General features: G+C 45.7%; 23 protein-coding genes and 1 pseudogene. 22 read left to right on the forward strand and 2 right to left on the reverse strand.

Annotated features, from left to right (window positions below; genetic code table 11):
• Positions 1–9 precede the first annotated feature (9 nt).
• From IGI76_RS00650 to IGI76_RS00740, 19 genes and pseudogenes are all read left to right on the forward strand, one after another.
• On the forward strand, positions 10–372 hold the full coding sequence (locus IGI76_RS00650) for a response regulator (protein ID WP_003129084.1): 363 nt from the start codon (positions 10–12) through the stop codon (positions 370–372).
• Positions 373–391: 19 nt separating this feature from the next.
• Positions 392–781 (forward strand): chemotaxis protein CheW, encoded by a 390-nt coding sequence (locus IGI76_RS00655; protein WP_005232757.1) that lies wholly within the window; start codon positions 392–394, stop codon positions 779–781.
• A 17-nt stretch (positions 782–798) separates the two neighbouring features.
• Positions 799–1,809 carry a flagellar motor switch protein FliM gene (fliM, locus tag IGI76_RS00660; protein ID WP_005232756.1) on the forward strand — a complete coding sequence of 337 codons (1,011 nt, stop codon included), beginning with the start codon at positions 799–801 and terminating at the stop codon, positions 1,807–1,809.
• Entirely contained in the window at positions 1,806–2,864 is a 1,059-nt protein-coding gene (fliY, locus tag IGI76_RS00665; RefSeq protein WP_005226637.1) for a flagellar motor switch phosphatase FliY, read from the forward strand. Before fliM ends, fliY begins: the two co-directional genes overlap by 4 nt.
• A 95-nt stretch (positions 2,865–2,959) precedes the next feature.
• The gene (gene flgM / locus IGI76_RS00670; protein ID WP_005232754.1) at positions 2,960–3,235 is read left to right on the forward strand and encodes a flagellar biosynthesis anti-sigma factor FlgM; all 276 of its coding nucleotides are present in this window, start codon (positions 2,960–2,962) and stop codon (positions 3,233–3,235) included.
• A complete protein-coding gene (locus IGI76_RS00675) occupies positions 3,236–3,592 on the forward strand; it encodes a hypothetical protein (protein ID WP_005232752.1) in 357 nt (118 codons plus the stop codon).
• 11 nt (positions 3,593–3,603) lie between these two features.
• A complete protein-coding gene (gene flgK / locus IGI76_RS00680; RefSeq protein WP_005232751.1) occupies positions 3,604–5,127 on the forward strand; it encodes a flagellar hook-associated protein FlgK in 1,524 nt (507 codons plus the stop codon).
• 3 nt (positions 5,128–5,130) lie between these two features.
• Positions 5,131–6,051, forward strand: coding sequence for a flagellar hook-associated protein FlgL (flgL, locus tag IGI76_RS00685; protein ID WP_010748547.1), 921 nt, complete (start codon positions 5,131–5,133; stop codon positions 6,049–6,051).
• Between the two features lie 136 nt (positions 6,052–6,187).
• Positions 6,188–7,270, forward strand: coding sequence for a flagellin (locus tag IGI76_RS00690; RefSeq protein WP_005226642.1), 1,083 nt, complete (start codon positions 6,188–6,190; stop codon positions 7,268–7,270).
• Positions 7,271–7,372: 102 nt separating this feature from the next.
• Positions 7,373–7,786, forward strand: coding sequence for a flagellar protein FlaG (locus tag IGI76_RS00695; protein WP_010748548.1), 414 nt, complete (start codon positions 7,373–7,375; stop codon positions 7,784–7,786).
• 4 nt (positions 7,787–7,790) lie between these two features.
• Positions 7,791–9,212, forward strand: coding sequence for a flagellar filament capping protein FliD (gene fliD, locus IGI76_RS00700; RefSeq protein WP_010748549.1), 1,422 nt, complete (start codon positions 7,791–7,793; stop codon positions 9,210–9,212).
• Between the two features lie 74 nt (positions 9,213–9,286).
• Entirely contained in the window at positions 9,287–9,616 is a 330-nt protein-coding gene (locus IGI76_RS00705) for a hypothetical protein (RefSeq protein ID WP_005232745.1), read from the forward strand.
• Between the two features lie 13 nt (positions 9,617–9,629).
• Positions 9,630–9,998: a flagellar export chaperone FliS gene (fliS, locus tag IGI76_RS00710; protein WP_010748550.1), complete on the forward strand. Its 369-nt coding sequence runs from the start codon at positions 9,630–9,632 to the stop codon at positions 9,996–9,998.
• A 165-nt stretch (positions 9,999–10,163) separates the two neighbouring features.
• Positions 10,164–11,915: a hypothetical protein gene (locus IGI76_RS00715; protein WP_010748551.1), complete on the forward strand. Its 1,752-nt coding sequence runs from the start codon at positions 10,164–10,166 to the stop codon at positions 11,913–11,915.
• A gap of 166 nt (positions 11,916–12,081) precedes the next feature.
• Complete coding sequence (locus IGI76_RS00720) at positions 12,082–12,522, forward strand: MarR family winged helix-turn-helix transcriptional regulator (RefSeq protein ID WP_010748552.1); 441 nt, start codon at positions 12,082–12,084, stop codon at positions 12,520–12,522.
• Positions 12,519–14,260 (forward strand): annotated as a pseudogene (locus IGI76_RS00725) (ABC transporter ATP-binding protein). Before IGI76_RS00720 ends, IGI76_RS00725 begins: the two are co-directional and overlap by 4 nt.
• On the forward strand, positions 14,226–15,992 hold the full coding sequence (locus IGI76_RS00730) for an ABC transporter ATP-binding protein (protein WP_010748553.1): 1,767 nt from the start codon (positions 14,226–14,228) through the stop codon (positions 15,990–15,992). Before IGI76_RS00725 ends, IGI76_RS00730 begins: the two are co-directional and overlap by 35 nt.
• A 167-nt stretch (positions 15,993–16,159) precedes the next feature.
• Positions 16,160–17,596: a glycoside hydrolase family 1 protein gene (locus IGI76_RS00735; protein WP_333718877.1), complete on the forward strand. Its 1,437-nt coding sequence runs from the start codon at positions 16,160–16,162 to the stop codon at positions 17,594–17,596.
• 261 nt (positions 17,597–17,857) lie between these two features.
• Positions 17,858–20,320 (forward strand): heavy metal translocating P-type ATPase, encoded by a 2,463-nt coding sequence (locus IGI76_RS00740; protein WP_438780909.1) that lies wholly within the window; start codon positions 17,858–17,860, stop codon positions 20,318–20,320.
• Positions 20,321–20,393: 73 nt separating this feature from the next.
• Here IGI76_RS00740 and IGI76_RS00745 read toward each other — a convergent pair whose 3' ends face one another.
• Entirely contained in the window at positions 20,394–21,110 is a 717-nt protein-coding gene (locus tag IGI76_RS00745) for a GntR family transcriptional regulator (protein ID WP_005226669.1), read from the reverse strand.
• Positions 21,111–21,218: 108 nt separating this feature from the next.
• A complete protein-coding gene (celB, locus tag IGI76_RS00750; protein WP_005226670.1) occupies positions 21,219–22,490 on the reverse strand; it encodes a PTS cellobiose transporter subunit IIC in 1,272 nt (423 codons plus the stop codon).
• A 159-nt stretch (positions 22,491–22,649) separates the two neighbouring features.
• Between celB and IGI76_RS00755 the strand changes: the two genes are divergently transcribed.
• The 3 genes from IGI76_RS00755 (at position 22,650) to IGI76_RS00765 (ending at position 26,498) form a co-directional block, all read left to right on the forward strand.
• The gene (locus tag IGI76_RS00755) at positions 22,650–24,038 is read left to right on the forward strand and encodes a glycoside hydrolase family 1 protein (protein ID WP_010748556.1); all 1,389 of its coding nucleotides are present in this window, start codon (positions 22,650–22,652) and stop codon (positions 24,036–24,038) included.
• Positions 24,039–24,285: 247 nt separating this feature from the next.
• Positions 24,286–25,566 (forward strand): PTS sugar transporter subunit IIC, encoded by a 1,281-nt coding sequence (locus IGI76_RS00760; RefSeq protein WP_005232725.1) that lies wholly within the window; start codon positions 24,286–24,288, stop codon positions 25,564–25,566.
• Positions 25,567–25,757: 191 nt separating this feature from the next.
• The gene (locus tag IGI76_RS00765) at positions 25,758–26,498 is read left to right on the forward strand and encodes a GntR family transcriptional regulator (RefSeq protein ID WP_008376546.1); all 741 of its coding nucleotides are present in this window, start codon (positions 25,758–25,760) and stop codon (positions 26,496–26,498) included.
• Positions 26,499–26,533: the final 35 nt, after the last annotated feature.

Here is a 26,533-nt window from a genome sequence, read left to right on the forward strand (position 1 = left end):
GCAAATACAATGTCAAAAAAAGTATTGATCGTGGATGATGCGGTATTTATGCGCATGAAATTAAAGGATATTTTAGAAAAAAACGGCTATGAAGTCGTGGGGGAAGCCCAAAATGGCCAAGAGGCTTTTGAAAAATACCAAGCAACGACACCAGACTTAGTGACCATGGATATCACGATGCCAGAAGTGGATGGCTTAGAGGCATTAAAAATGATCCGCACGTTTGATGCGCAGGCCAAAGTCGTAATGTGCAGTGCCATGGGACAACAAGGAATGGTGATGGATGCGATTCGCGCCGGTGCGGTGGACTTTATCGTGAAGCCCTTTGACACGGACCGCGTAATCACTGCCATCGACAAAGCCTTTGCCTAATGCCTAGGAGGATAGCGACATGCAGATGATTCTTTTCAAAATGGCTCAGCAGTACTATTTGATCTCGGCGGACTCGGTGGACGAGGTCATTGATGCCCCTTCTTTTACGAAGGTGCCCTTAGCACCAGAGTGGGTGGAAGGGTTGATCAATCTGCGGGGGTCTGTCGTAACGGTGATTCGTTTGGCAAAATTGATTCCCATCATGGAACCAGCCTACGAAAAAAACATATTGATCATGAAGAAGCAAGAGGAGACTAAAGGGGTCCTCGTAGAAGAAGTAATTGAAGTTCTTGATATCACCGAAGACGATATCCAACTGGGCAATCAAGAGACAGAACATGCCGTTGGGGTCGTGACGATCGGTGAAAAAGTAGCCAGTGTGATTCAAATCGATCACATGATTTTTTAAAAAAATGGGGGATTAGTGTGGATCAGGTATTGACGCAGCAAGAGATTGATTTATTGTTGAATGCGATGAGCAGCGGAGAGATCGATCAAGAAATTATTGAGATAGAAGACAAACAAGCCAAAGTGAAAGCCTACGATTTTCGCCGACCAACAAAGCTGTCGAAAGAATACGTCAATACCCTGCACATGATCTTCGAGGATTTCTCGAAGATGAGCAGTAGCATGCTTTCTACCCAACTGCGGACCAATGTTTCTTTGCAGTTGGCAGCTATCGAACAAGTCAGTTATGACGAATTTATCCATTCGATACCAAAATTTACTTTGTTGGGGCTCTTTCATTCGCAGCCTTTGAGCGGGATTCAAATGATCGAGATGAACCCACAACTGTGTATGATGTTGGTGGAGTTGTTGTGCGGCGGCTTGGATGTCTATCAAAACAAGCCGATCGAAATGGATTTTAGCGAGAAAAAAAGTTTTACTGATATTGAAACAGCAATCTTGGAAGAAGTGGTGGCACAATTTGTCCGGGTCTACCAAAATGTTTGGAAGGACATCGTTGCCTTGGATTCGGTTTTGGATGGAATCGATACGAATCCGCAATTGATGCAAAACATGTCGCCCAACGAACCCGTCGTGTTAGTGACCTTTACTATCAAAATTTTTGAAGTGAAACATTTTATCAATCTATGTATCCCCTATGTCTTCTTTGAAGGGATCATTGATAAATTAAGTTTCCGCAATTGGTTTGATAGCAATCAGCCAGTCAACCAAGACGATAGCCGCGAGTTGCAAAAAAGTTTGAATGGCGTCGGTTTGAATTTAGAAGTTCTGCTGGGCCATGCTCAAATGAGTCTTTCTGAGTTTCTCCACTTAGAAGAAGGCGATGTCATCAAACTAGACAAAAAAATTACTGAACCATTGGAGACTTTCATCGATGGAAAACCTTACTTCCGAGCAAAACCTGGGAAGCAAGAGGACCGTTTAGCCATTGAATTATTAGACAAGTTAGAAGAGGAGCAAGAACTATGAGTGAACGTTTATCCCAAGCAGAAATCGATGCATTGTTGAATCAAAGTGCCCCAGCCCAGCCGCAAGGATTAGAAGAGCAAGTCAAAGTCGACATTATCGGCGAAGTTGGCAATATCTCCATGTCGCAAGCGGCGACGACGTTGTCTTCCATTCTTGATCGTCGGGTCAGCATCACGACTCCCCGGGTGTCTAAAATCAAATTTGGTGAGATCTTAAACGACCTCGTTGCACCAAAAGTAGCGACGACAGTTGAATTTAAAGAAGGCCTTTTAGGCAGTAATTTGATGCTATTAGAAGTCAAAGATGCCATCGTGATCGCCGATTTGATGATGGGTGGAACTGGTGAAACCAGCAACACTCAATTTACGGAATTAGAGCTAAGTGCTGTGGCAGAAGCTATGAACCAAATGATTGGGACTGCCTCGACTTCGATGGCGACGATGATCAGCCGCAAAGTGGATATCTTGCCGCCGATCGTCAAACTATGGGAGACACCAGAAAACATTGAGTATAGCGGGATCGAGGCAGAGGAAGAGATTTACTGTATCTCATTTTCTTTGCGCGTCGAAGGTCTGATCGAAAGCAAAATCATGCAAATCTTTACGGATCCTGTGGTCAACGATATCGCCAGTGCGATGCTCTCAGACGAAGCGACTGTCGTTACTCGGGAAACACCAACACCGCAGCCAACGGCACCCGTTGCTGCACCTACGCCAGAACCAGCGGCTGCATCAAAGCCCGTGGAAGTCAGCAAACCTGCGTTTCAAACATTGGCCTCCAGCGGAGTGAGCGATGGGGATAATTTGGACTTGATTCTTGATGTGCCATTGGATCTAAGTGTCGTGTTAGGCCGCAGCAAAAAAACCATTAAAGACATTTTATCTTTCAATACGGGGTCCGTCATCGAGCTGGAAAAACTGACGGATGAACCGCTAGAGATTTTGTTGAACGGCAAACTGATCGCCACTGGGGAAGTCGTGGTCATCAATGAAAACTTTGGTGTGCGGATCACCAACATTCTTTCGCAAAAACAACGCATCCACAATTTGCATTAATTTGAAGAAATCGCAAAAAGTTAAACATATGGGTTTAACTTTTTTGTGATTTGACCGATAGTAGAGGGTAGAAGAATGAGAACGGAGGAGAACCTATGAAAATCGAAAGAGGTTACGCAGAATACAGCGACAAGGCCATCAAACGTGAAGCGGTCAAACAAGAAAAGCCAACTGCTGCTCAGACAGAAAAAACCGTCGATGTTCAATTATCCGAAACAGCTCAAGCCATTCAAAAGAGTGCCAATCAAACAGCCAGTCGTAGTGAGCGAGTGGCAGAATTGAAACGAGCGATCAAAGAAGGCACCTACCAAGTATCTGCCGAAACGATCGCAGATAAAATGCTGCAACAAGATGAAAAGCAGGTCGACTAGATGACAGAACGGGAATTTGAGCGTCAGCTTCAGCAGTTCTTGCGGTTGCTGCAAAAAGAAAAGACCTGCTTGATCAAAAATCAAGCAGAAAAATTACCAGAACTCGTCGAGAAAAAAACCGCCTTCGTACCCGTTTTTTCCACGTATGAAGGAACTCTTTCAGTGACGATCAAAGAACTCATCCGCCAGATCCAAGTGCAGCAAGCCGAAAATCTCCTGCTGACGGAGCAAGCCATTAGTTTCCAAACTGTTTTGATGGATGCAGTCAAAGAAAATATCAAGACACCGGCAAATACGTATTCGAAATACCAAGAAAAACAAGCTGTCTCAACAGCGATCATCGATCAAAAAATGTAAGGAGTACTTCTATGACAGGACTATTTGGTTCATTAGGCACCGCAACCCGGGGCATGACCGCCAATCAAGCAGCGTTGCAAACCAGCAGCCACAACATTGCAAATACCAATACAGATGGCTACTCAAGACAACGAGTCAACTTGCAAGCCGAAGCGTCTTACCATCTAGCGGGTGTTGGCAGCATCGGTATGGGTGTGAAAGTCGGCAGTGTCGAACGGATCGTCGATGATTTTGTCATTGGACAAGTACGCAATGCCAATTCTACCTATACATATTATGAACAAAAAGCAGACATATTAGGACAGCTGGAAAGTTTAATGAATGAGCCTTCTGACAATGGACTGTCCAAACAGCTGGCAACGATGTTTGATTCTTGGACCGCATTAGCCAACAATCCTGAACTGGATACGTCTAAGACCCTTGTGCTGGAAAACAGCAGTACGTTTGCCGATACCATCAACCAAATGGGCAAACAAATGACGCAGCTGCAAAGCGACACGCTGGATACCATCGAAAAATCCGCGCTGGACTTCAATGAGAAGGTCAAACAGCTGCAATCCTTGAATGAACAGATCTATGGGTTGACGACGAGTGGTGAGACACCGAATGATCTTTTGGATCGTCGAGACAGTCTGTTGAAAGATCTCTCGGGTCTAGCAGGGATCGAAACCAAGACCGATCAGTATGGCCGTGGGTTTGTATCCATGAGCGGACAGACGATCTTAAGTGCGGAGGAACGCAATACCCTTAGTGTGGTGGTGGGACAAAGCGACACAGGCGCCTTGGTTTCCAAAGACGGCAACGCCTTGAATCCTGCCGAAACCATTACAGGGTCTTATCCAGCTGGAACCGTCTTGTTGACGAAAACCACCGACAATGGCGAAACCGCCTATACAGAATTGCCAATCAAAGAAGGCGCGATCGGTGGCCTGCAAGCATCATCTGGGGAGATCGGCAGCCGCTTGACGGAATTGAACAACTTTACGTCGACGATCGCGCAAGCCATGAACATGGTCTTTACTGGCGGCGCTTCTCCTACTAGCGGACTATTTGAGATCGGCCAAGATGATACTGGTACAGCGACGACGATTCGGGTCAGCCAAGCACTGTTAGATAACCCAAGTCTGGTGACCGGCGGAACGAGCAATGCAGCAGGAGATGGTTCAAGAGCTGCTGCAATGGCGAAACTCAGCAGTGCCAAATTGGACTTCCCGTTGTCAGAAAAGACGATCGCTTCTTTTGATTCTGAGACATTGACGTTTGCCAATGCAGCATCTGGCATGAGTGTCAGCAGCTACTTTAACAGCATCGTCACCAAAAACGGGATCTCAAAACAGCAAGCCGACAATACAGTCAGTGCCCAATTGTCGCTGCTGAATCAACTAGAATACAAAAATCAATCGGTGTCTGGGGTTTCATTAAATGAAGAAATGTCAGATGTGATTCGTTTCCAACAAGGATTTCAGGCCAATGCCCGCATATTATCGGTCGTTTCTGAAATGTTAGACACATTGATCAATCGAACAGGAGTGTAGACCATGCGTATTTCCAATTCAATCACCTACAATGATTTTTTACGAAATCTAGGAACCAACGCCTCCAAAGTCCAATCCACGTTGAATCAGCTATCGAGCTTAAAAGAAGTCAGCAAGTCCTCGGATAATCCGCTGCTGGTTTCAAAAATCATGGATCTCAATGTGTCGTTAAATCAAAACAAAACTTACAACAATACGATCAAAGACAGTATTTCTTGGACAAAAGCCCAAGATTCTGCTTTAGAAAGCGTCAGTACTTCGATGCTGCGGATTCGCTCGTTGGTTCAATCTTCTGCCAATGCGACAGCTGGCAGTGAGGAATTAGGGGCAAATCGTTCAGAGATCGAGCAAGAGATCGAAGGCATCGTTGAATCATTAAACACCAACTTTGATGGCCGCTATCTATTTAGCGGAACGAATACGACGACGGCGCCTTTTGAGATCGTCAAAGAAAATGACGCCATCGTCGGTATCAAATACAATGGCACCAGCGAAGACTTGCCGCGAGAAATCGCAAATGGGGTCTCGGTGGATCTGTTAGCCAGCGGTGATCGTCTGATGAACGAGACGGGCACAGCTGAGGATCCCCAAAATTTAAGCACCTATTTCAATGATTTGTTGTCTGCGTTGCGCAGTGATGATAAAGATGCCTTAGGGGGCGAGCTTTTAACCGCTCATGACCAGCATGCCACTAATGTGGTGAATGTACGGGCGCAGATCGGCACCCTCTACAATCGCTTGGAAGCGGCAGCTGATCGAAATGAGACGGAAAAGCTGAACTTGACCGAAACACTGTCCAACAAACAAGACGTCGATATTGCGGAAAAGTATATGGAATATCAAAATCAAATGACTGCCTACCGTTCAACACTAGCGATGGGAACAAAGATCATGCAGATGTCCATTCTAGATTATTTAAATTAACCCAAAAACTTTTGTTCTTTGCTGAGAGCAAAAGTTTTTTATTTTTTTTAGAAAAAAGGCTTAACCCTGAACGGTTTCTTCCGATAAATAGTAGCAGAGGGAAACCTTAGCGAATAAAAATTAGGAGGAACTACACATGAGAATCAATACAAACGTTTCAGCATTGAATACTTACTCACGCCTAACGGCAGCAAATGCTTCTAAAAGCAATTCTTTGTCTAAATTATCTTCAGGCTTACGCATCAACAAAGCTGGGGACGACGCAGCTGGCTTAGCAATTTCTGAAAAAATGAAAGGCCAAATCGGCGGTTTGTCACAAGCAAAAAGCAACGCACAAGATGGTATTTCATTGATCCAAACAGCAGAAGGTGCATTAAATGAAACCCACAGCATCTTAGGCCGTATGCGTGATCTTGCGGTACAAAGTTCAAATGGTACGTTAAGTGATGACGACCGCAGTGCGATCAACAAAGAATACACTGCATTGTCTGATGAAATCGACCGTATCAGCAATACCACTGAATTCAATACAAAAAGCTTGTTAACTGGTGAAGGCGATGATGCGAAATCATTCACTTTCCAAATCGGTGCCAATGCAAACCAAACAATGAGCGTTTCAATCAACAACATGAGCTCATCTGCATTGAAAGTAAAAGGCTTAGATTTAACACAAGCCATTGATACAAGCGATGCCAAAGCTGTTGCTGCAGCAAAAGATAAAGCAGTAGCGACTGCCTTCAAAGCAGATGCTACAACAAAATATGCAGCGGACGGCACAGTTGATGCGGCAGCTGGTAAAACAGTTGCTGAATTACAAACAGCCATCGATACAGCAGCGGATGATACAGCAAAAGCAACAGCTCAAAAAACATACGATGATGCTTTAGCAACATTTACCGCTTCTGATGAAGGCAAAGCAGCAGCGGCAACTGTCAGCGTTGAAAACAACCCAATCACGAAAATCGATGAAGCGATCAAAGCAGTTTCTGCACAACGTGCGGATCTTGGTGCGGCGCAAAACCGTCTAGAACACACAATCAACAACTTAGGTACAACGCAAGAAAACCTATCTGAAGCAAACTCACGTATCCGTGACGTTGATATGGCCCAAGAAATGATGAGCTTTACGAAGAGCAACATCCTTTCTCAAGCAGCAACTTCAATGTTGGCACAAGCAAACTCAATGCCTAACAGCGTATTGAGCTTGTTACAAGGATAATTTTTGATCAAGTGAACCACTGACACAAGGACTGCCTAGGGGAAGCGCAGTTCTTGTGTTTTACATAGCAGCACAAAAACGCTTAGAAATGAGGAAGCTCTGATGGATATTCAGCCAATGTCAGGAATACACCCGATCGAAGCCGTTGCGTCGGTCGCTAAAGCACGTCCGATCGAATCCCTAGATCAAGAGACCGCCAACCTTCAGCCGCAACACCAAGAGGGGAAACTGGCGGAGAAAAAGGAACAGACAGCGGCAACTGAACCGCCGATCCACTATTTTTCAGTAGCCGATCAGCACAAGATCGCAGCCTCCGTGGAGGAAGTGAATCAGCGACTACTTGGCAAAGATATGAAATTGGCTTATGAAGTACATGAGCGCACAGGGCGTACCATGGTGCGTTTAGTGGATATGCAGACCAACGAAGTGATCAAAGAGATCCCGCCCGCCAACATGCTAGACGTGATTGGGAAAATATGGGATGACATGGGCATCGCGGTCGATCGAAAGGGATGAAAACATGGCAAGTGTAACCAGCAGTTCAGGAATCAGTACAACGCTAGGGAGTTACTCTGGCGTGACTTCAGAGGATATTGAAAAATTATTGGCGGCAGATGCGATCAACAAGACCCGCGCTGAGAATAAAATCACGTCGCTAAAAGCACAAAAAACGGCGTGGAGTGATATCAGCACTCGCTTGACTAACTTTTTGTCAAAAGTCGATGCATTACAAAAAGATGATGCTTATCAAACGAAAAAAGCGACGACCACCAATAGCAGCATCGCTTCAATTGCAGGAACAACGGAAGCTCCAGAAGGCACCTATGATCTAAAAGTCAACCAACTAGCAACAGCCACGAAGGTGACCGGGAGTCAAGTAGCTCAAAGCAGCAAAGCGGCCCTAAATGTCAGTGGTCAGCTGTCATTGACCAGTTCGGAAGTCGATGAAGATGGCAAACCGATCACCGCTTCGATCGAGATCACGGCCGAAGACAGCTTAAAAGATGTGGCAGCCAAGATCAATAGCCAAAGCAAGACGACCTTCGTCGCGGCGAGCATCGTGGATAACCGTTTGATTTTAACGAACACCAAAATGGGCGACAAAAATTTCTTGATCGACGGCAATGCTGCCGAAGGGTTAGGGATCGGTTCAACTGCGACAACGACGCAAGGCCAACCGGCTATTTTTGAGCTAGACGGCATGAAGATCACTCGCGACAGCAACAGTGTGACGGATGTTATCGATGGTGTCACGCTGACGTTAGCGAAAAAAAGCGAGGAGCATGTGACGCTTTCTTTAGCCAATGATACCTCGAAAGTCGTTGATGCAGTGCAAGGATTAGTGGATCAATACAATAGCTTGATGAGTTTTATCGGCGACAATTTGACCGTGGGAGATCCTAGTAGTGAAAACAACAAGACGGGGACCTTGGTGGGAGACAGTGCGTTGACCCGTCTACAGACCCAATTGCGAAATTTGATCACCATTCCAGCCGTCAGCGGCTCAAAGCTGACCGCCAATAAGCTAGGCATCTCCACCGTTGATAATGATGGTACATTGGGACTGGATACGACAAAGTTAAAAGAAGCCTTAGCGGAAGATCCCGCTGCTGTGAAGTCTTTCTTTTATGCAAGTACGAAAACCAAAGAAGCCGATGGCACTGCAAGCACGAAAGAGACTGGCTATACACTAGCCCTAAAAGAATTAGCCAACAGCTATGTCGTCAATACTTCAGCCAATAAAGGGATCATTGCCACCAAATCTGCGACCTATGACAGTACCATCAAGGATTTAAACAAGCAGATCACACGGTTTGATGATATTTTGGCAATGAAAAAAGAGCGTTACATCACAATGTTTACCAAGTTAGACTCCGTGATGATGGAGGCTGAAAATCAGCTGAGCTACCTAAGCAATCAGTTTGCCAATACGTCAAACTAGGCTAGATAGCCGATTAAAGCAGTCATTTTTTCATTCGCATAAGAAACCCTCGTCAACATGAAAGGAAACAACCTATGGAGCCACACGTATCATTAGATGAACGTTTGAATCAGATTTTAACTGGTTTTGCCCAATGGCGCGGCGACAGCGAAGAAGCCAGTCGTTTGATGGCAGCCAATGCAGCGGTCATAGCAGCCATGCAAGCAGAAGCACAGAGCCATAGTCCACAAACCAGTGCATTGGCGCAACAAGTGATCCAAGCGTATCAAGCGTTCTTAGACCAGGTCAAAGCCCAGCAGCAAGAGATCAAACAAGAATTGGGGCGTTTGAACCGCAAAAACAATCTTGTCAAAACGTATTTGCAGCAAGAAGACAGTGCCGCCTTCGTCGAATTTGATTTATAGTGAGGAAAAAAAGATGAATTATCAAAAAATGCAAAACAACTATTTGCAGAACCAAGTAATGAGTGCCTCCCCCAACAAACTGATTGAAATGCTGTTGCAAGCAGCGATCAAAAATATCAAATTAGCAGTGATCGCATTGGAAAAAGAAGATTTGAGCCAAGCTCATCAGCAATTTGTCAAGGCGCAGAATATTTTATTGGAATTACGGGTCTCTTTAGACCGTGAGCAAGGCGGCGCTATCGCTGAAGATCTCGATCAGCTGTATGGCTATATGTACGATCAGCTAGTCAGTGCCAATGTCCAAAAAGAGGCAGCCCCTGCAGAAACGGTCGTCCCGCTTTTAAGCGAACTACTGGAAAGCTGGCAAACGATCACCCAATAAATTTGAGAAAAAGCAAAGAAACGACCACCTAAAACCTAGAAAAGTTTAGTAATTGGTTAAATTTTTACCATGTATCCCTTTTCACTAAGCTTTCTTTTTCCCCTCCTCGTCCCTATCTGGTACTCTTTTTATGAGCGTACCGAAAAGGTGCAAGGAGGTTTTTTTTTGAAACAAAAAATAGTACAAAAGCCGCTTTTCTGGCAAGTGGTGATTCTGATTGCAATGAGTGGTGTTTTTTTATTACCGCAGATCCTAGGCCAAGGCATGATTTTGGGCTCTGATGTGGTCTTTCACTTCAATCGTTTTTATGAGACCAGCCAGCAGATCAAAGAGGGCAATTTTCAATATTTTCTTTCTATCTACGGGTTTCAGCAATCTGCTCGTATCGTCAATGCATTATACGGGCCCTTTTTTGCCTATTTCCAAGGATTGCTGGTCTTGCTGAGTCCTTCGTGGTTTTCTTACCAACTGCTCGCCAATGGGCTGCTCTATCTGCTAGCAGGGTTTTCGATGTTTGGCTTATTAAAGAAACTACGAGTCAATGGCTGGCTGTCAGTGGGGATGAGCATCCTGTTTATGGCGACCTATTCTGTCCAGTATTGGATTGAGCGGCAGGGCTTTTCTGCTTGGGGAGCGGCCGTGTTACCGCTGTGTCTGATTCCACTGATCGCACTAGGGGAACATAAACGGTTGCGGCCTTTTGCGGTAGGGGTTTCCGTGGCGGTCTTATTTCAAATCCATGTGTTTTCAAGCATCTTGTTAGTGCTCTTATATGTGCCCTTTTTCTTACGCGCCTTTTTTGTTGGAACTTCCGGCGAAGAAAAACGACAATTGGTGCTGCGCTTAGCAGGAGCGATCGGGATCTTCTTACTGTTAACCGCCAATATTTGGTTAGGGATGTTGGATCTCTATACGAGTAACACGTTGATCGCGCCTTTTGTGAATCGCAACATGCAGAACAATACCATTACTGGAACCAGCAGCTATTGGTGGACGACTCCGTACCTGCTGCCCATCTTATGTGCTTTGTTCTTTTGCGGTGCGATCCGTGTATGGCCGCGTCTATCTGGCGGCTTCAAATTAATGACGGCAGCTGCAGCAGTCTTTTTCGTTTTATCATCGAACGCTGTTCCTTGGCAATGGCTAGGCAGTCTGGACAATGGTGTGATCAATTTACTGCAATTTCCTTTTCGGTTCTTTGTTCCTGCCACGATTTTGATCTTAGTCGGTTTGTGCCTGCTAGTTCCTTATTATCGGGGCAAGCCATTGGCAAATCCGCGTTGGTTCGTCCTCGTTTTAGTCTTGAGTGTTGGTCAAATCCTGATCCAAAACACGGTCAAAATGCAGGATTGGCACTCTGATGAAGCGGCGGTTTCACTGCGAAACCACACCTATCTGTCGGCGGAATCTGAAGCGCAATTGAAGGAAGCCTATTTTAGTAACGACAAGTCCTTAGCCTTAGCGCTGTATCAACGTTCTACGCCAGATTATCTGCCCCTCTATCAAGAGACCAAGAAGAACAAATACAATTTGTACGGGGAAGAAATCATTGAAAAGAATGATACCGTGGCAAAAACCGTAGAAAACGGGAAGCTTACTTTACGTTGGCAAGGTGATAAAGAGACGTGGAAGGCGTTACCGATCATCAATTACCGATATACTGAATTGACCCTCAATCAGCAGCCGCTAACTGAAAAAGATGTCTCTTTGAGTGCCATTGGTGCCGTTTCTGTCCAACAGCAAGCAGGGGAGAATGTCTTAGTCGTTGATTACGACGCGCCTTGGTTTTTCGACGGAGCTTTATGGCTGACGATCATTTCTTGGCTCGCTTTACTCATCGGCTTTATCAGCTGGAAAACCAGACAGCTGTACCGTCGTCGTAAGGTCGTACAAGCTTTATTGAAAGAATCTGAATAAAATGAATCAGAAAAGAACTTCAGCGAGAGGGCTGAAGTTCTTTTTTTGCTGATCAACAACAGTGTACCTGTTGCTTTTCGTCAGAAACAATAATCGTTGCGCACGCAACGATTATTCCTTATAATAGATTAGACACTTTGAAGAACTAAGAAAGGCAGGAGTGCTCATGGAAGCCATTATCCGCTCAATCAATCATATTGCCCGTCTCGCCACCCTTTATCGGGAAAAAGAACTGAAAAAATTTGGTTTAGGCGGGATGCATCATACCTATATCTTAAACATTTGCCGCCAACCGGGGATCAGTCAAGAAGCCTTAGCCAAGAAGATTTTTGTGAATAAAAGCAATGTTGCCCGTCAACTAGCAATCCTAGAAGAACGAGGATTTGTCACTAGAACCAGCAGTCCCACCGACAAACGACAATTACTGGTTTATCCAACCGAAAAAGCACTCGCCGTCCAACCAGCAATCCAACAGCTGCTTCAAAGCTGGAATGAACAAGTCGTAGCAGGTTTTTCTGCTGCCCAACAGCAGCAGTTGATCGCCGATCTGGAAATCGTCAAAGAAAATTCCCAGCGGCTTTTAGCGAAAGATGAGGCGATGGAATGAATCTTTTGACTCAATATTTAAAACCCTATATCGGCCGCATCTCCCTTGGCGTCAGTATCAAATTCTTCGGCTCCCTGATGGACTTGCTATTGCCTTGGATTTTGGCGTATATCATCGATTCTGTGATTCCCACGAAGCAGGTATCTGCGATTTTTGCTTGGGGTGGGGCGATGGTGGTCTGCTCCATCATCGCAGTCGTCACCAATATCATCGCCAATCGGATGGCCTCCAGTGTTGCTCGCGATACCACCGGCAGTATACGCCATGATTTATTTGAAAAAGTTTCCTATCTGTCGATTCCGCAAGTCGAAGAAGTCGGGATCCCTTCCTTGGTGTCTCGCTTGACGACAGACACTTACAACATCCATCAAACGGTAGGCATGATCCAACGGATGGGGATTCGTGCCCCGATTCTGTTATTAGGGGGGATCATGATCACTGCACATTAGATCCCGTGTTGACGCTGGTCTTAGTAGGCGTCTTGCCCTTCACTTTAGTGGCGGCAGTCACGATCTCGAAACGGGGGATCCCCTTGTTTGCTTCATTACAAAAGCAAGTGGATGTGTTGGTGCGAACTGTCCGTGAAAATGTGACTGGGGCTCGGGTGATCAAGGCCTTGTCCAAAGCAGATTACGAGAAAAAGCGCTTTGACCACGTCAACCAAGACGTAGTAGCTGCGGAAACTACCGCTAATCGAACGATGGCTGCGACACCACCCCTGATGGACCTATTTTTGAATATCGGACTGACGCTAGTGATCGTCGTCAGTGCCTTTCGCGTCAATCAAGGATTGACCCAACCAGGCGTCATCATCGCCTTTTTGACTTATTTTACGATCATTTTGAATGCCATGCTCAGTATCACGCGCATCTTTGTGATCGTGTCGAAGGGGCTGGCTTCTGCCGATCGAATCCAATCCGTCTTGCGCCTGCCGCAAAATATGCAAGTCATTGAGGCGCCTGTCAAAGAAGAGTCTGCGCATATCGTTTTTGAAAAAGTTTCCTTCACCTATCCTAACGGTACCCAGGTGCTGAAAGACATCGATTTTTCCTTGCAGCCGGGAGAAACCTTAGGGATCATCGGTGCGACTGGTAGTGGAAAATCAACGATCGTCAAACTACTGCTGCGTCTCTATGACCCAACGAAGGGCATGATTCGCATCGCTGGTCGCGACATTCGCTCCATCGATCCGACGGAGCTGCATCAGTTATTCGGTGTCGTCTTACAAAAAGACGTGCTTTTTGCGGAAACGATCGAAGAAAATATCGCTTTTGGTCGGCGGTTTTCCAAAGAACAGATCGAAGAAGCGGCGGCTCGCGCCCAAGCCAAGGAGTTTATCAATCAACTACCCAAGCGCTTAGCTCATCCATTGCATGCCAAAGGCAGCAATTTAAGCGGGGGTCAAAAGCAGCGGGTCTTGTTATCGCGGGCCTTGGCGGGGGATCCAGAGATTTTGATTTTGGATGATTCTGCCAGTGCGCTGGATTATCGGACCGACGCTCAGTTGCGCAAGGTCCTGAGACAGCAGTTTCAACAGACGACGACGGTCTTGATCGCGCAGCGGATCAGCTCGATCCAGCATGCCGACAAAATTTTGGTGCTGGAAAACGGGCAAATGAACGGCTTTGGCAGTCACCAAGAATTACTAGCAGAAAATGCGATCTACCAAGCCATTTATCAAGGTCAGACAGGAGGTGCCGACGATGCCGAAGAAAAAAACGGAAAAACCGCAGGATAGTAAGAAAACACTACGGCGTTTGTGGGGCTATCTCTACGAGTACAAAGGTCTCCTGCTGGCAGCCGCTGTATTGATGATGGCCAGCAACATCTTCGCCTTGGTGGGCCCGTTGCTTTCAGGATACGCCATTGATGCCATTCAACCGGGTCCCGGCAAGGTCATTTTTGACCGAGTCTTCTTTTATTGTGGGCTGATGCTGCTGTTTTATCTTGCGTCTTCCCTTCTTAGTTATCTGATTTCGCTCATGATGATCCGCTTGAGTCAGCGGGTGGTAGCAGCGATGCGCAAGGCGATTTTTGATAAAATCACCGAACTGCCAGTGGGGTATTTTGACCGAGTCGCCACTGGGGATATCATCAGTCGCATCAGTTATGATGTCGATACCATCAATACGTCATTGGCCAGCGATGCCATTCAAGTCCTCAGCAGTCTTGTGACGATCATTGGTTCGTTTGTGATGATGGTTTTGATTTCGCCGCTGCTGGTGCTGATTTTTGTCGTAACGGTTCCCGCTTCGATCTTTTTGACCCGCTTTTTGATGAGCAAATTTCAACCATTGTTTCGCCGTCGTTCCCGCAAATTAGGCGAATTGAACGGCTTTGTGGAAGAGATTATTTCTGGTCAGCAAACGATCAAGCTGTATAACCAAGAAGAAGCGATCATCAGCCGTTTTGACGAAAAAAACCAAGAAGCGGTGGATGCCTATTACAATGCCGAGTACTACGGCAGTATGACTGGTCCTTCCATCAACTTTATCAACAATCTGTCGTTGTCCTTGATCAGTATGTTTGGCGCCTTGCTGTTTTTGTTCGGTCATCTGACATTAGGGAATGTTTCTTCCTTTGTTCTTTACTCCAGAAAATTTTCAGGACCAATCAATGAGTTAGCCAACATCTTCAGTGATTTGCAATCGGCATTGGCGGCGGCAGAACGGATCTTCCGTTTGCTGGATGAAGAACCTGAAGTTTCTGATGTTCCTGGAGCCTACGAATACCACGAGGTGTCTGGTGATGTCGCCTTTGACCATGTGACCTTCGGCTATCAAGCACAGCAGCCCATCATCAAAGACCTTTCGCTACAAGTACCAGCTGGCAGCTTGGTCGCGATCGTCGGACCGACCGGAGCGGGGAAAACCACCATCGTGAACCTCTTGATGCGGTTTTATGACCCTGACCAAGGAGCGATTCGGTTAGACGGTAAAAATATCCGCCAAGCGACACGCCGCAGCTTACGGCAAAGCTATGCGATGGTGCTGCAAGATACCTGGTTGTTCACGGGAACGGTTTTCGACAATTTGGCCTACGGCAAGGCGAATGCGACGTTGGCAGAAGTCCAAGCTGCTGCACAAGCCGCCCATATCCATGACTTTATTATGAGCCTGCCAAAAGGCTATGATACTTTGATCTCTGAAGACGGAACCGGTATCTCACAAGGGCAAAAACAGCTGTTGACGATTGCACGAGCAATGCTGTTGGATGCCGATCTGTTGATTCTTGATGAAGCCACATCGAATGTCGACACGCAAACAGAGCTGCTGATCCAAGCAGCGATGACCAAATTGATGAAAGGCAAAACTTCCTTTGTGATCGCTCATCGCTTGTCCACGATTCGACATGCCGATACGATCCTCGTGGTGGAACAGGGGAATATCGTAGAGCAAGGGACCCACGAAGAGTTATTAGCCAAAGAGAGGCGTTACGCCGCACTCTATCAGGCACAATTTGATGCATGATCCATAGCTAGTCCACATCCTTGCAAGGAGAACGCCACTGCTTGCAAGGATATTTTTTGCGTGCCATCGGCTTTCTTGGCATAGGTACAAAATCTTCTTATGACAAATCAGGCAATTATCGGTATACTTAAGAAAGGGGTATCATCAAACAGAAAGAAGGGAAACAATTGGATCATAAACAACTAAAAGAATTCCCCAACGATTTCTTATGGGGTTCAGCATCAGCAGCCTATCAAGTAGAAGGCGCATGGCAAGAAGACGGCAAAGGCGCTTCGGTTTGGGACGATTTTGTCCGCATTCCAGGAAAAACCTTTAAAGCAACTAACGGAGATGTCGCAGTCGACCATTACCACCGCTTCAAAGAAGATGTTGCCTTGATGAAAGAACAAGGATTGAAAACCTACCGTTTTTCCATTGCTTGGACACGGATTTTTCCAGAAGGACGAGGAGAAGTCAATCAAGCAGGGTTAGACTTTTATTTAGCATTGATCGATGAACTGATAAAAGCAGGGATCGAACCGATGGTGACCTTGTACCATTGGGATCTGCCACGAGCCTTGCAAGAAGAATACGGTGGCTGGGAATCTCGCAAAATCATTGAAGATTTCACCAACTATGCGGCCGTATTGTTTGAAGCCTTTCGCGGCAAAGTCCACTATTGGGTCAGCTTGAATGAACAAAATATCTTTACTTCTTTAGGTTATCTTTTAGCTGCCCATCCACCAGGAGTGACCGATCCTAAACGGATGTATGAAGTCAATCATATCGCTAACTTGTCGAATGCTTCGGTGATCAACAAGTTCCATGAGATGAAAATCCCAGGGAAAATCGGACCAAGTTTCGCCTACTCACCAAACTACCCAATCAACAGCGACCCGAAAAATATTTTGGCAGCTGAAAACGCGGAAGACTTGATGGCGCATTATTGGTTAGACGTCTATCTATGGGGCGAATACCCGATTGCTGCAATGAATTACTTGAAAGAGCAAGGGATCGCACCAACGATCGAACCAGGAGATATGGACTTGCTGCGTTCAGCAAAACCAGATTTCTTAGGGATCAACTATTACCAAACAGCAACAAATGCCTACAATCCATTAGATGGTGTCGGAGCGGGGAAAATGAACACCACTGGGAAAAAAGGCAGCTCCGAAGAAACCGGGACACCAGGAATGTTCAAAAAAGCCGAAAATCCATTTGTGGAACGGACGAATTGGGATTGGGAGATCGATCCTCAAGGGCTGCGGATCGCTTTACGACGAATCACTAGCCGTTATCGGGTGCCTGTGATCATTACCGAAAACGGACTTGGTGAATACGACAAACTAACCGACGATCATCAAATCCATGACCAATACCGCATCGATTATTTAGCAGGGCATGTCCATGCCATCAAAGAAGCGATCAGCGACGGCGCGGAAGTTCTTGGCTATTGCACCTGGTCCTTCACTGATTTGCTAAGCTGGTTGAACGGCTACCAAAAACGCTATGGTTTTGTCTATGTTGACCAAGATGAAACGCAAGAAGGATCTTTGGCACGCTACAAGAAAGACAGCTTCTACTGGTACCAAGAGCTGATCAAAACCAACGGGCAAGAGTGCTAGCCTCCTAAAACCAATACCTGAATAAGCGAAACGACCCCTGCAACGGCAGTAATCGTTTCTTAGAAAAAGTACGTTCCACCTGTAGCGACTGCCCAAAGGTAGACCAAAAGTCTCGCGTTTTGGGCCGCTTCAAAGGAGAACGTCCTTTTTTTGAGTATTATCGTTGACAAGTGTAAACGATAATTGTAAAGTAGAAGAAGATTACAACTGTAAACATAAAAGGTTAATGGGTTTGCATAGCAAGCAAGGAGGAAGGAAACAATGATCGAAAAGAATTATGGGGTAAAAGGGATGACCTGTGCGTCTTGTTCCCAGACCGTCGAAAAAACAGTCAGCAAGCTGACGGGGGTCGACCAAGCAGCTGTCAATTTGGCTTCTGAAAAATTACATATTCGTTATGATGAGCAGCAGCTCACCGAAGAAACACTCGCTGCGGCCATCAAAGCAGCGGGCTATCAACTGATAGGCTCCCAAAGACAAGAGACCTTTGCCATCTCGGGCATGACCTGTGCGTCTTGTGCCCAAACAGTAGAAAAAGCCGTTCAAAAATTAGCGGGTGTGGAGCAAGCCTCCGTCAATCTGGCAACAGAAAAACTGACGGTCAGCTATCAACAAGATCAAGTGACCGCCGCGAAGATCGCAGCTGCCGTGAAAGAGGCGGGCTATGATGCACAGCTGCCGACCGCTTCTGCCGACAAGGCGGATTCAAAACAGGCAGAGATTCGTGCTTTATGGCAACGGTTTTGGCTTTCAGCGCTCTTTACGATCCCCTTGTTCTATTTGACGATGGGGGAAATGATCGGTTTGCCGATCCCTGGCTTTTTAGATCCGATGGCCTATCCAGTCAATTTCGTTACCACTCAATTGCTTTTGGTCTTACCGGTGATGGTCCTCGGTCGCGCCTTTTACATTGCTGGTTTCAAAGCGCTTTGGAAAGGCCATCCCAACATGGATTCCCTCGTCGCATTGGGAACCAGTGCTGCCTTCTTTTATAGTATTTATGGGACCGTGATGGTCTACCTGGGCACGACCCACTATGCGATGCACTTGTACTATGAAACGGCCGCCGTTATTTTGGCATTAGTTACCTTAGGAAAATACCTTGAGTCGGTCTCGAAGGGCAAAACCTCCGAAGCAATCAAGAAGTTGTTGGATCTCGCACCGAAAAAAGCCCGCGTGCTTCGCGGCAGCGGGCATCAAGCCGAAGAAGTCGAAGTGGGTATTGAAGAAGTCGCAGCCGGCGATATCTTAGTCGTACGACCTGGTGAAAAGATTCCTGTGGATGGGATCGTTACCCAAGGACGCTCTGCCATCGATGAATCAATGATCACCGGAGAAAGCTTACCTATCGAAAAACAAGTCGGTGATCGGGTGATCGGCGCTAGTATCAACAAAAATGGCTCGTTTCAATACGAAGCCACCAATGTGGGAGAAGATTCAACGTTAGCGCAAATCATTCAGTTAGTAGAAAATGCCCAAGGCTCCAAAGCGCCGATTGCCCGCATGGCAGATAAAGTTTCGGGTGTGTTTGTCCCGATCGTCATGGTCTTGGCGGTTTTTGCAGGACTTGCCTGGTTTTTCTTAGGACAAGAAACCTGGATCTTCTCATTGACCATTACGATCTCTGTATTAGTGATTGCCTGTCCGTGTGCTTTAGGATTAGCGACACCGACCGCCATCATGGTGGGTGCGGGCAAAGGGGCAGAAAATGGCGTCTTGATCAAAAGCGGCGATGCGTTAGAAACAGCTAGAAACGTGACGACGATCGTCTTTGATAAAACCGGCACGATCACAGAAGGCAAACCAGTCGTAACAGATCTCCTGCCTACTGGCAATCACACGCCGACGGAATTGTTGCAGCTGGCGGCTTCTGTTGAAAAAGGCTCAGAACATCCATTAGGCGAAGCCATTGTGATCGAAGCCCGCACGCAAGCCCTCGCCCTACAAGAAGTTGACGGGTTTGAAGCGATCTCAGGGCATGGGATTCAAGGAATGATCGCTGGCAGTCCAGTCCTATTAGGCAACCAGAAATGGTTGGAAAAACAAAACGTTGCCATCGATGGCCTGATCGAGCAAGCCCAACAATTGGCTCAAGAAGGGAAAACACCGATGTATGTTGCCAAAGACGGCGAAGCGATCGGGATCATCGCTGTGGCAGATACTATCAAAGAAAGCAGTCGAAAAGCCATTGACCGATTGCATCAAATGGGCTTGTACGTAGCAATGATCACGGGCGACAATGCCCGAACGGCCCAAGCCATCGCCAAACAAGTCGGTATCGATGAAGTGATCAGTGACGTCTTGCCAGAAGATAAAGCCGCCAAAGTAGCTGGCCTGCAAGCCAAAGGCCAAAAGGTTGCGATGGTAGGTGACGGGATCAATGATGCGCCCGCGTTAGCCCAAGCCGATGTAGGGATCGCGATCGGCTCCGGTACCGATGTCGCCATCGAATCGGCAGACATCGTACTGATGCGCAGCGATCTGATGGACGTCCCATCAGCGATCGAGTTAAGTCGGGCAACCATCAAAAACATCAAAGAAAATCTTTTCTGGGCCTTTGCTTATAACGTCTTAGGCATCCCTGTCGCAATGGGTGTGCTGCATCTTTTCGGTGGTCCCTTGCTCAATCCAATGATCGCTGGGGCGGCTATGAGCTTCAGCTCGGTATCCGTTTTATTAAATGCCTTGCGGCTGAAACGATTCCAACCCTCAGCGAAAAAGTAAACGAAGCAACGAATGCACCAACAAAAAGACCTGCCCACGGTTTCTGATGGAAGAAAATCGTGGGTAGGTCTTTTTAGTGCTGGACATCTAAATAAGAGTAGGCCCGCACGTCATAACGGTTGCGACTACGGGAAAATTCGATGGGTGAGCCATTTTTCTGATAGACGATCTGTTCGATCTCTAAGACCGGATCATCGGCTTTACAGTCCAAATACTGTTGATCGTACGCGGTACTTTTATCAGCGGCGATGGTGCGGTAGGCGCCAGCAAACTGGACCCCTAGTTCCTCTTTGACATAACGGTAGATAGAACTTTCTAAATGGCCACGAGTTAAATTGGGCACCAAATGGACGGGCATATAGGTATATTCTAAAATAAACGGCTGGTCTTCAAGAATCCGCAAGCGGACAATACTATAGATCGGCTGTTCTTCCGTTAACATCAACTTTTCTTGGATCGTTTGGTCAGGAAATTCGACTTGAAAATCGATGACTTGACTGACTAGCTTGCGGCCAGCTTTGCCCATTTCCGTTGACAAGCCTTCATAGACCGTTAAAGCAGTGGTGTCTTTTTTTAAGAATGGGTGGTTCAATATTTTTGTTCCAGCGCCCCGCTGAGAATAAACCAGTCCTTCCATGGCTAAAATACCGATGGCTTTTTTGACGGTCATCCGGCTGACTCCGAATTCCTCGACTAAATCAGTTTGGTTCGGCAGTAAGCTGTCAGGCGGATACGTTTTGTTTTTGATACGTGTGCGTAAAATATTGGCAATTTCTTGGTATTTTGGCATCTGATCACCTCGCAAGAAGTATAGCTGAAAAAAGCGGTTTCGACAATCAAACCTTGGTTTTTTTATAAAAAGAACGGCTGACTGAAAAAATTCAGCCAGCCGTTGCGCTTAATCGATCGATGGTTCTGCTTGACGATCTAAAACACGTAAGAATGGATACCAGATCAAGCCGACGATCACCACGTCAATGACTTGCAGCAAACCACCTAACCAAGAGTTGGTTGCTAAGACACCACTGAAGACCACTGGAACGGTCCAAGGAACAGAAACACCAGTTGGTGCAGGAACAAGTCCAGCCGCCATCACTAAGTAGTTGAAGGTCGTTACCACAAGAGGTGCCACGACCCAAGGAATCAGGATCGTCGCATTCAAGACGATCGGCATACCGAAGATGGCTGGTTCGTTAACGTTAAAGATCCCTGGTGCTAAAGCCAAACGACCCACATCGCGGTATTGTTTTTTCTTCAATACGAAAGCCATCAAGATAACAACGGCTAACGTCATACCAGAACCGCCTAATCCAACAGTAAAGGTTTCCATAAATGGTTTTGTGACGATATGCGGCAGTGCATCCCCATTTTGATACGCTTCTAAGTTGTCTAACATCAATGTATTCCAAATCGGGTCCATCACAGAGTTGACGATGATTTGACCATGTAGACCGAAGAACCAAAGGAATTGAACAAAGAACAAAGCCAATAGAGTTGCTGGCAAGCTGCTGCCTAGTCCAGTCAATGGTTTTTGGATCAATTCATAAACCAGGTCATGCAAGTTGGCATTGAAGACACCCGTCATGATGGCATTGATCACTAAGAATACCGTTAAGGTGATAATTGCTGGAATCAAAGCGGCAAAAGATTTAGAAACTGCTGGTGGTACCCCATCAGGCATTTTGATCTGCCAGCCGCGTTTTGTGATGCGGCAATAGATTTCAGCTGCCAAAAATGCTGCGATCATCCCGATAAACATCCCTTTTGCGCCAAGACGATCAAGAGACAGCACACCGGAGATCGTTTCGCCAGATTCAGTGGTCATAAAGAAAGGAGTCAAGATCAAAAAGCTGGCAAACGAAACGGCACCACCAAAAATCCCTTCCACATCATATGATTTTGATAAATAATAGCCAATACCGAAAGTAACGAAAACAGTCATGATACTCATTGTTGCATTTTGCCCATTGCCAAACAGTGTTCCTAATGTTCCTTTAGTGGCATCACTGAAGAAGGGCAGGTTGTTTAAAACGACCACGATCGATCCAAACATAGTGATTGGGAACGAAAGCATAAACGCGTCCCGCAAGACGGTCAGGTAGCGATTTTGTCCTAAGGCATTCGCCAAGGGCAAAATCTTTTCAGATAACTTGTCCATAAAACCATTCATTATTAGTTCACTCCTTAAATTTCTTTTTGCAATCGATTACATTGATAATGTATCATGTTTTATTTTAAATGTCTATACATTTATTTTAAAAAAGATTGATTTTTGTAACTGCTTCCTTTATGATTAGGGCAGCAAAGAAAAAATGAGGAGTGAATGAAGATGGATTATCAATTTCCAGCAGGCTTTTGGTGGGGGTCAGCCGCTAGTGGCCCACAAACAGAAGGTGTATTTGAAGGCGATGGCAAAGGGGCAAGCATCTGGGATTACTGGTATCAGCAAGAACCAGAGAAATTTTTCAATGGGGTAGGTCCTGAAAAAACCTCGCAAGTCTATACACGCTATCAAGAAGATATTCAACTAATGAAAGAAACCGGCCATACGACGTTTCGGACGTCGATCCAATGGAGTCGTCTCTTCCCGCAAGGCAAAGGAGAAGTCAATCAAAAAGCCGTTGATTTTTACAATGCCTACATTGATGAGTTGATCGCCAACGGGATCGAACCTTTCATGAATTTATACCACTTCGATATGCCGATGGCGCTGCAAGAAAAAGGCGGCTGGTTGAACCGAGAGACCGTGGATGCCTATGTCGCGTTTGCGCAAACCTGCTTTACATTATTTGGTGATCGTGTCAAGAAATGGTTCACTCATAATGAACCGATCGTCCCTGTTGAAGGCGGCTATCTTTACCAATTCCATTATCCGAATGAGATCAACATGAAACATGCAGTCCAAGTTGGGTTCCACGAAACGTTGGCGAGTGCTAAAGCCATCAAAGTCTATCATGAGATGAACCTTGATGGGGAGATCGGCATCATCTTGAACTTGACGCCAAGCTATCCAAGAGATGAGAACGATCCAGAGGATGTCAAAGCAGCGCAAATCGCAGATGCCTTCTTTAATCGCTCTTTCTTAGACCCTGCGGTCAAAGGCACGTTCCCAGAAGAATTAGTGACCATCGTCAAGGAATTGGATATGGTACCAGCGATGGAAGCTGATGATTTACAAACAATTCGCGAAAATACGATCGACTTGTTGGGGATCAATTATTACCAACCTCGTCGTATCATGAAGAAAGAATCACCAATCGATGAAGCGAAAAGTCCAATGCCTGATGATTACTTTGATAACTATGATATGCCGAACAAGAAAATGAACCCGTATCGTGGATGGGAAATCTATGAAAAAGGGATCTATGATATTTTGACGAACACGCGAGAAAATTATGGCAATATCAAGTGCTACATTTCTGAAAATGGCATGGGTGTCGAAGGAGAAGAACGTTTCGTCAATGCTGATGGCGTGATCGAAGATGATTACCGCATCGAATTTGTCTCTGACCACTTGAAGTACGTCCACCAAGCGATCCAAGAAGGAACCAATTGTGTCGGCTACCATATGTGGACTTGCATGGACAACTGGTCATGGACCAATGCTTACAAGAACCGTTACGGATTTATCTCCGTTGACTTAGCAAATGATGCTAAACGAACGGTGAAAAAATCAGGTCGTTGGTTTAAAGAAGTTTCAGATAATAACGGCTTTTAATAACAATGAAAAAAGCAATGCTGTAGGAATCAGCATTGCTTTTTTTGTGTAAAATCGCGGATTTTTTTTGGCTAATTTCAAAGGGGGGATTCTATTAAAAAACCACCTGTTTTTGCAAATGATAAGCTGGGTTAAATAAAAGCACAGTTCTGATAAAGAAAAGACTAGACATGGAAACGTTCTCGTGGTATTCTTTAGTAGAAATCGGTTTCATTATTTTGTTTAGGGTTTGAAAGGAGAAAAAACAATGGATAAATTTATTGGATTTATGGAGAAGCACTTTATTCCGATCGCTTCTAAAATAGGCTCTCAAAGACATCTAGTGGCCATTCGTGACGGATTTATCGTAACGATGCCGTTGATGATCTTAGGCTCTTTTGGGGTATTGATCAACAACTTACCAATCCCTGCCTATATTGATTTTATGAATGGCATTTTTGGTGAAGGCACATGGCAAGCCTTTGGGAACAACTTGTCAGCAGGTACTTTTTCAATACTTGGTCTGTTAATCGCTTTCACAGTAGCGTATAATTTAGCTAAAAGCTACAATCAAGACGCATTAGGTGCTGGGGCGATCTCAGTTGCAAGTTTCTTCGCATTAGGTGCAATGGCGACAGGCCCAGATGGTTTGTTAACAGCTGCCGGACTTGGTTCTCAAGGATTATTTTTAGCATTAATCGTATCGATCATTTCTACTGAGATCTTCCGTCGTCTAGCTGGCAACCCACGCTTAGTCATCAACATGCCTGATGGAGTACCACCAGCAGTTTCACGTTCATTTGCTGCATTATTCCCAGCAATGATCACCGTATCGATCTTTGCTTTGTTTACAGCAATTTTCCAAGCATTTGGTGTGACAAGTATCGTATTGTCCTTCTATGAATTGGTGCAACAACCATTCATGGGCTTGGCAAACTCTTACCCAGCTGCTTTGCTATTAGGTTTTATCTCTGCATTCTTATGGTTCTTTGGTTTACATGGTGCCAACATCATCGACCCGTTCATGCAAACGATCAATGTGCCAGCGATCGAAGCAAACGCACGAGCATTAGAAGCAGGAACAGATTTGCCTTATATCGTGAACAAACCATTCTTTGATTCTTTCGTGAACATCGGCGGAACAGGTGCGACACTAGGTCTTTTGATTGCGATCTTTTTAGTTGCTCGTCATCATAAAGCGTATATGACTGTCGCAAAACTATCTGTTGCACCAGGTGTGTTTATGATCAATGAACCAGTGATGTTTGGGTTACCAGTTGTCTTGAACCCAATCTTGTTCATCCCATATGTGTTGACCCCACTTGTTTTAGTAACGACTGCTTATTTTGCAACCGCAACTGGCTTAGTTCCTGCAAGTACCGTCATCGCACCATGGACGACGCCACCAATCATCGGCGGTATTTTGTCGACACAAAGTATTGCTGGCGGAATCTTGGCAGCTGTTAACTTGATCTTGTCAATCGTTATCTACTTGCCATTCGTGAAAATGGCGCAAATTCAAGAAACACGCCGTTTAAAAAATGCGTAATGTCTGATCGAGTCGATTAGAAACAAGCGCCAAACGTAATAGACCTTATCCGGCCGCGATCAGAGTGCAATACCCCTTATCACACTGCTTCATTGGAAGGTGCAGTGGTGTGATGACACTCTTTTCGTTTGGCCGGTTCTTTTATCGTTTTTCAATCAATACAATACAACACACGTTTTGGAGGTGGCAAAATGCCCAAATATATGGAGATCGCAGATGTTCTGCGTAAAAGAATCAAGGACGGAACTTATCCGAAAGACAGTCTTTTACCTTATCAAACAGAGTTAGTGGAAGAGTTTGGCGTCAGCCGAATGACGATTAAAAATGCGGTGAATATCCTGATTATGGAAGGCTTGCTGCTGACAAAGCGCGGCTTAGGGACCAAAGTTTTGAATCATTCCTTTTGGGGCAAAGATACCTCATCGGTGACAGAATACAAAGGCCTGAGCTATCAGATGAAACAAGAAAAACGGACATTGACTAGCCAAGTCATCACCTTTGAAGTCTGTTTTCCTACAACAAGAATTCAAGAGATGCTTCAGATCACTGCCGAACAACCAATCTATCATGTGATCCGTTTGCGGATCTTAGAAGGCAATCCATACATACTCGAGCATTCCTATATGCCGTTGGATCTGGTCAGCGGTTTGACGAAAGAGATCTTGGAAGAATCCGTCTATGACTATCTACTGCAAGATTTAGGCTACAAATTTGCTGGCGCTTATCGGACCTTTCAGGCTGCCAAAAGCGATGAATACGATCAAACCTATTTAGCGTGCCAAGCAGATGACCCAGTATTGGAATTAGAACAGATCATCTATTTAGAATCGGGACGTCCAGTGGACTATTCCTGCAGCCGCAATCGGTATGATGTTCGGGGATATTCCATGTTAGACATGAAGCCTGATCTGTTACAGCACCGCAAAAAGTAACGGCTTACAAAATGCTTCTTCAACGAAAAAACGCT

It is taken from the genome of Enterococcus sp. DIV2449a, from assembly GCF_051711225.1.
Lineage (GTDB): Bacteria > Bacillota > Bacilli > Lactobacillales > Enterococcaceae > Enterococcus_D > Enterococcus_D casseliflavus.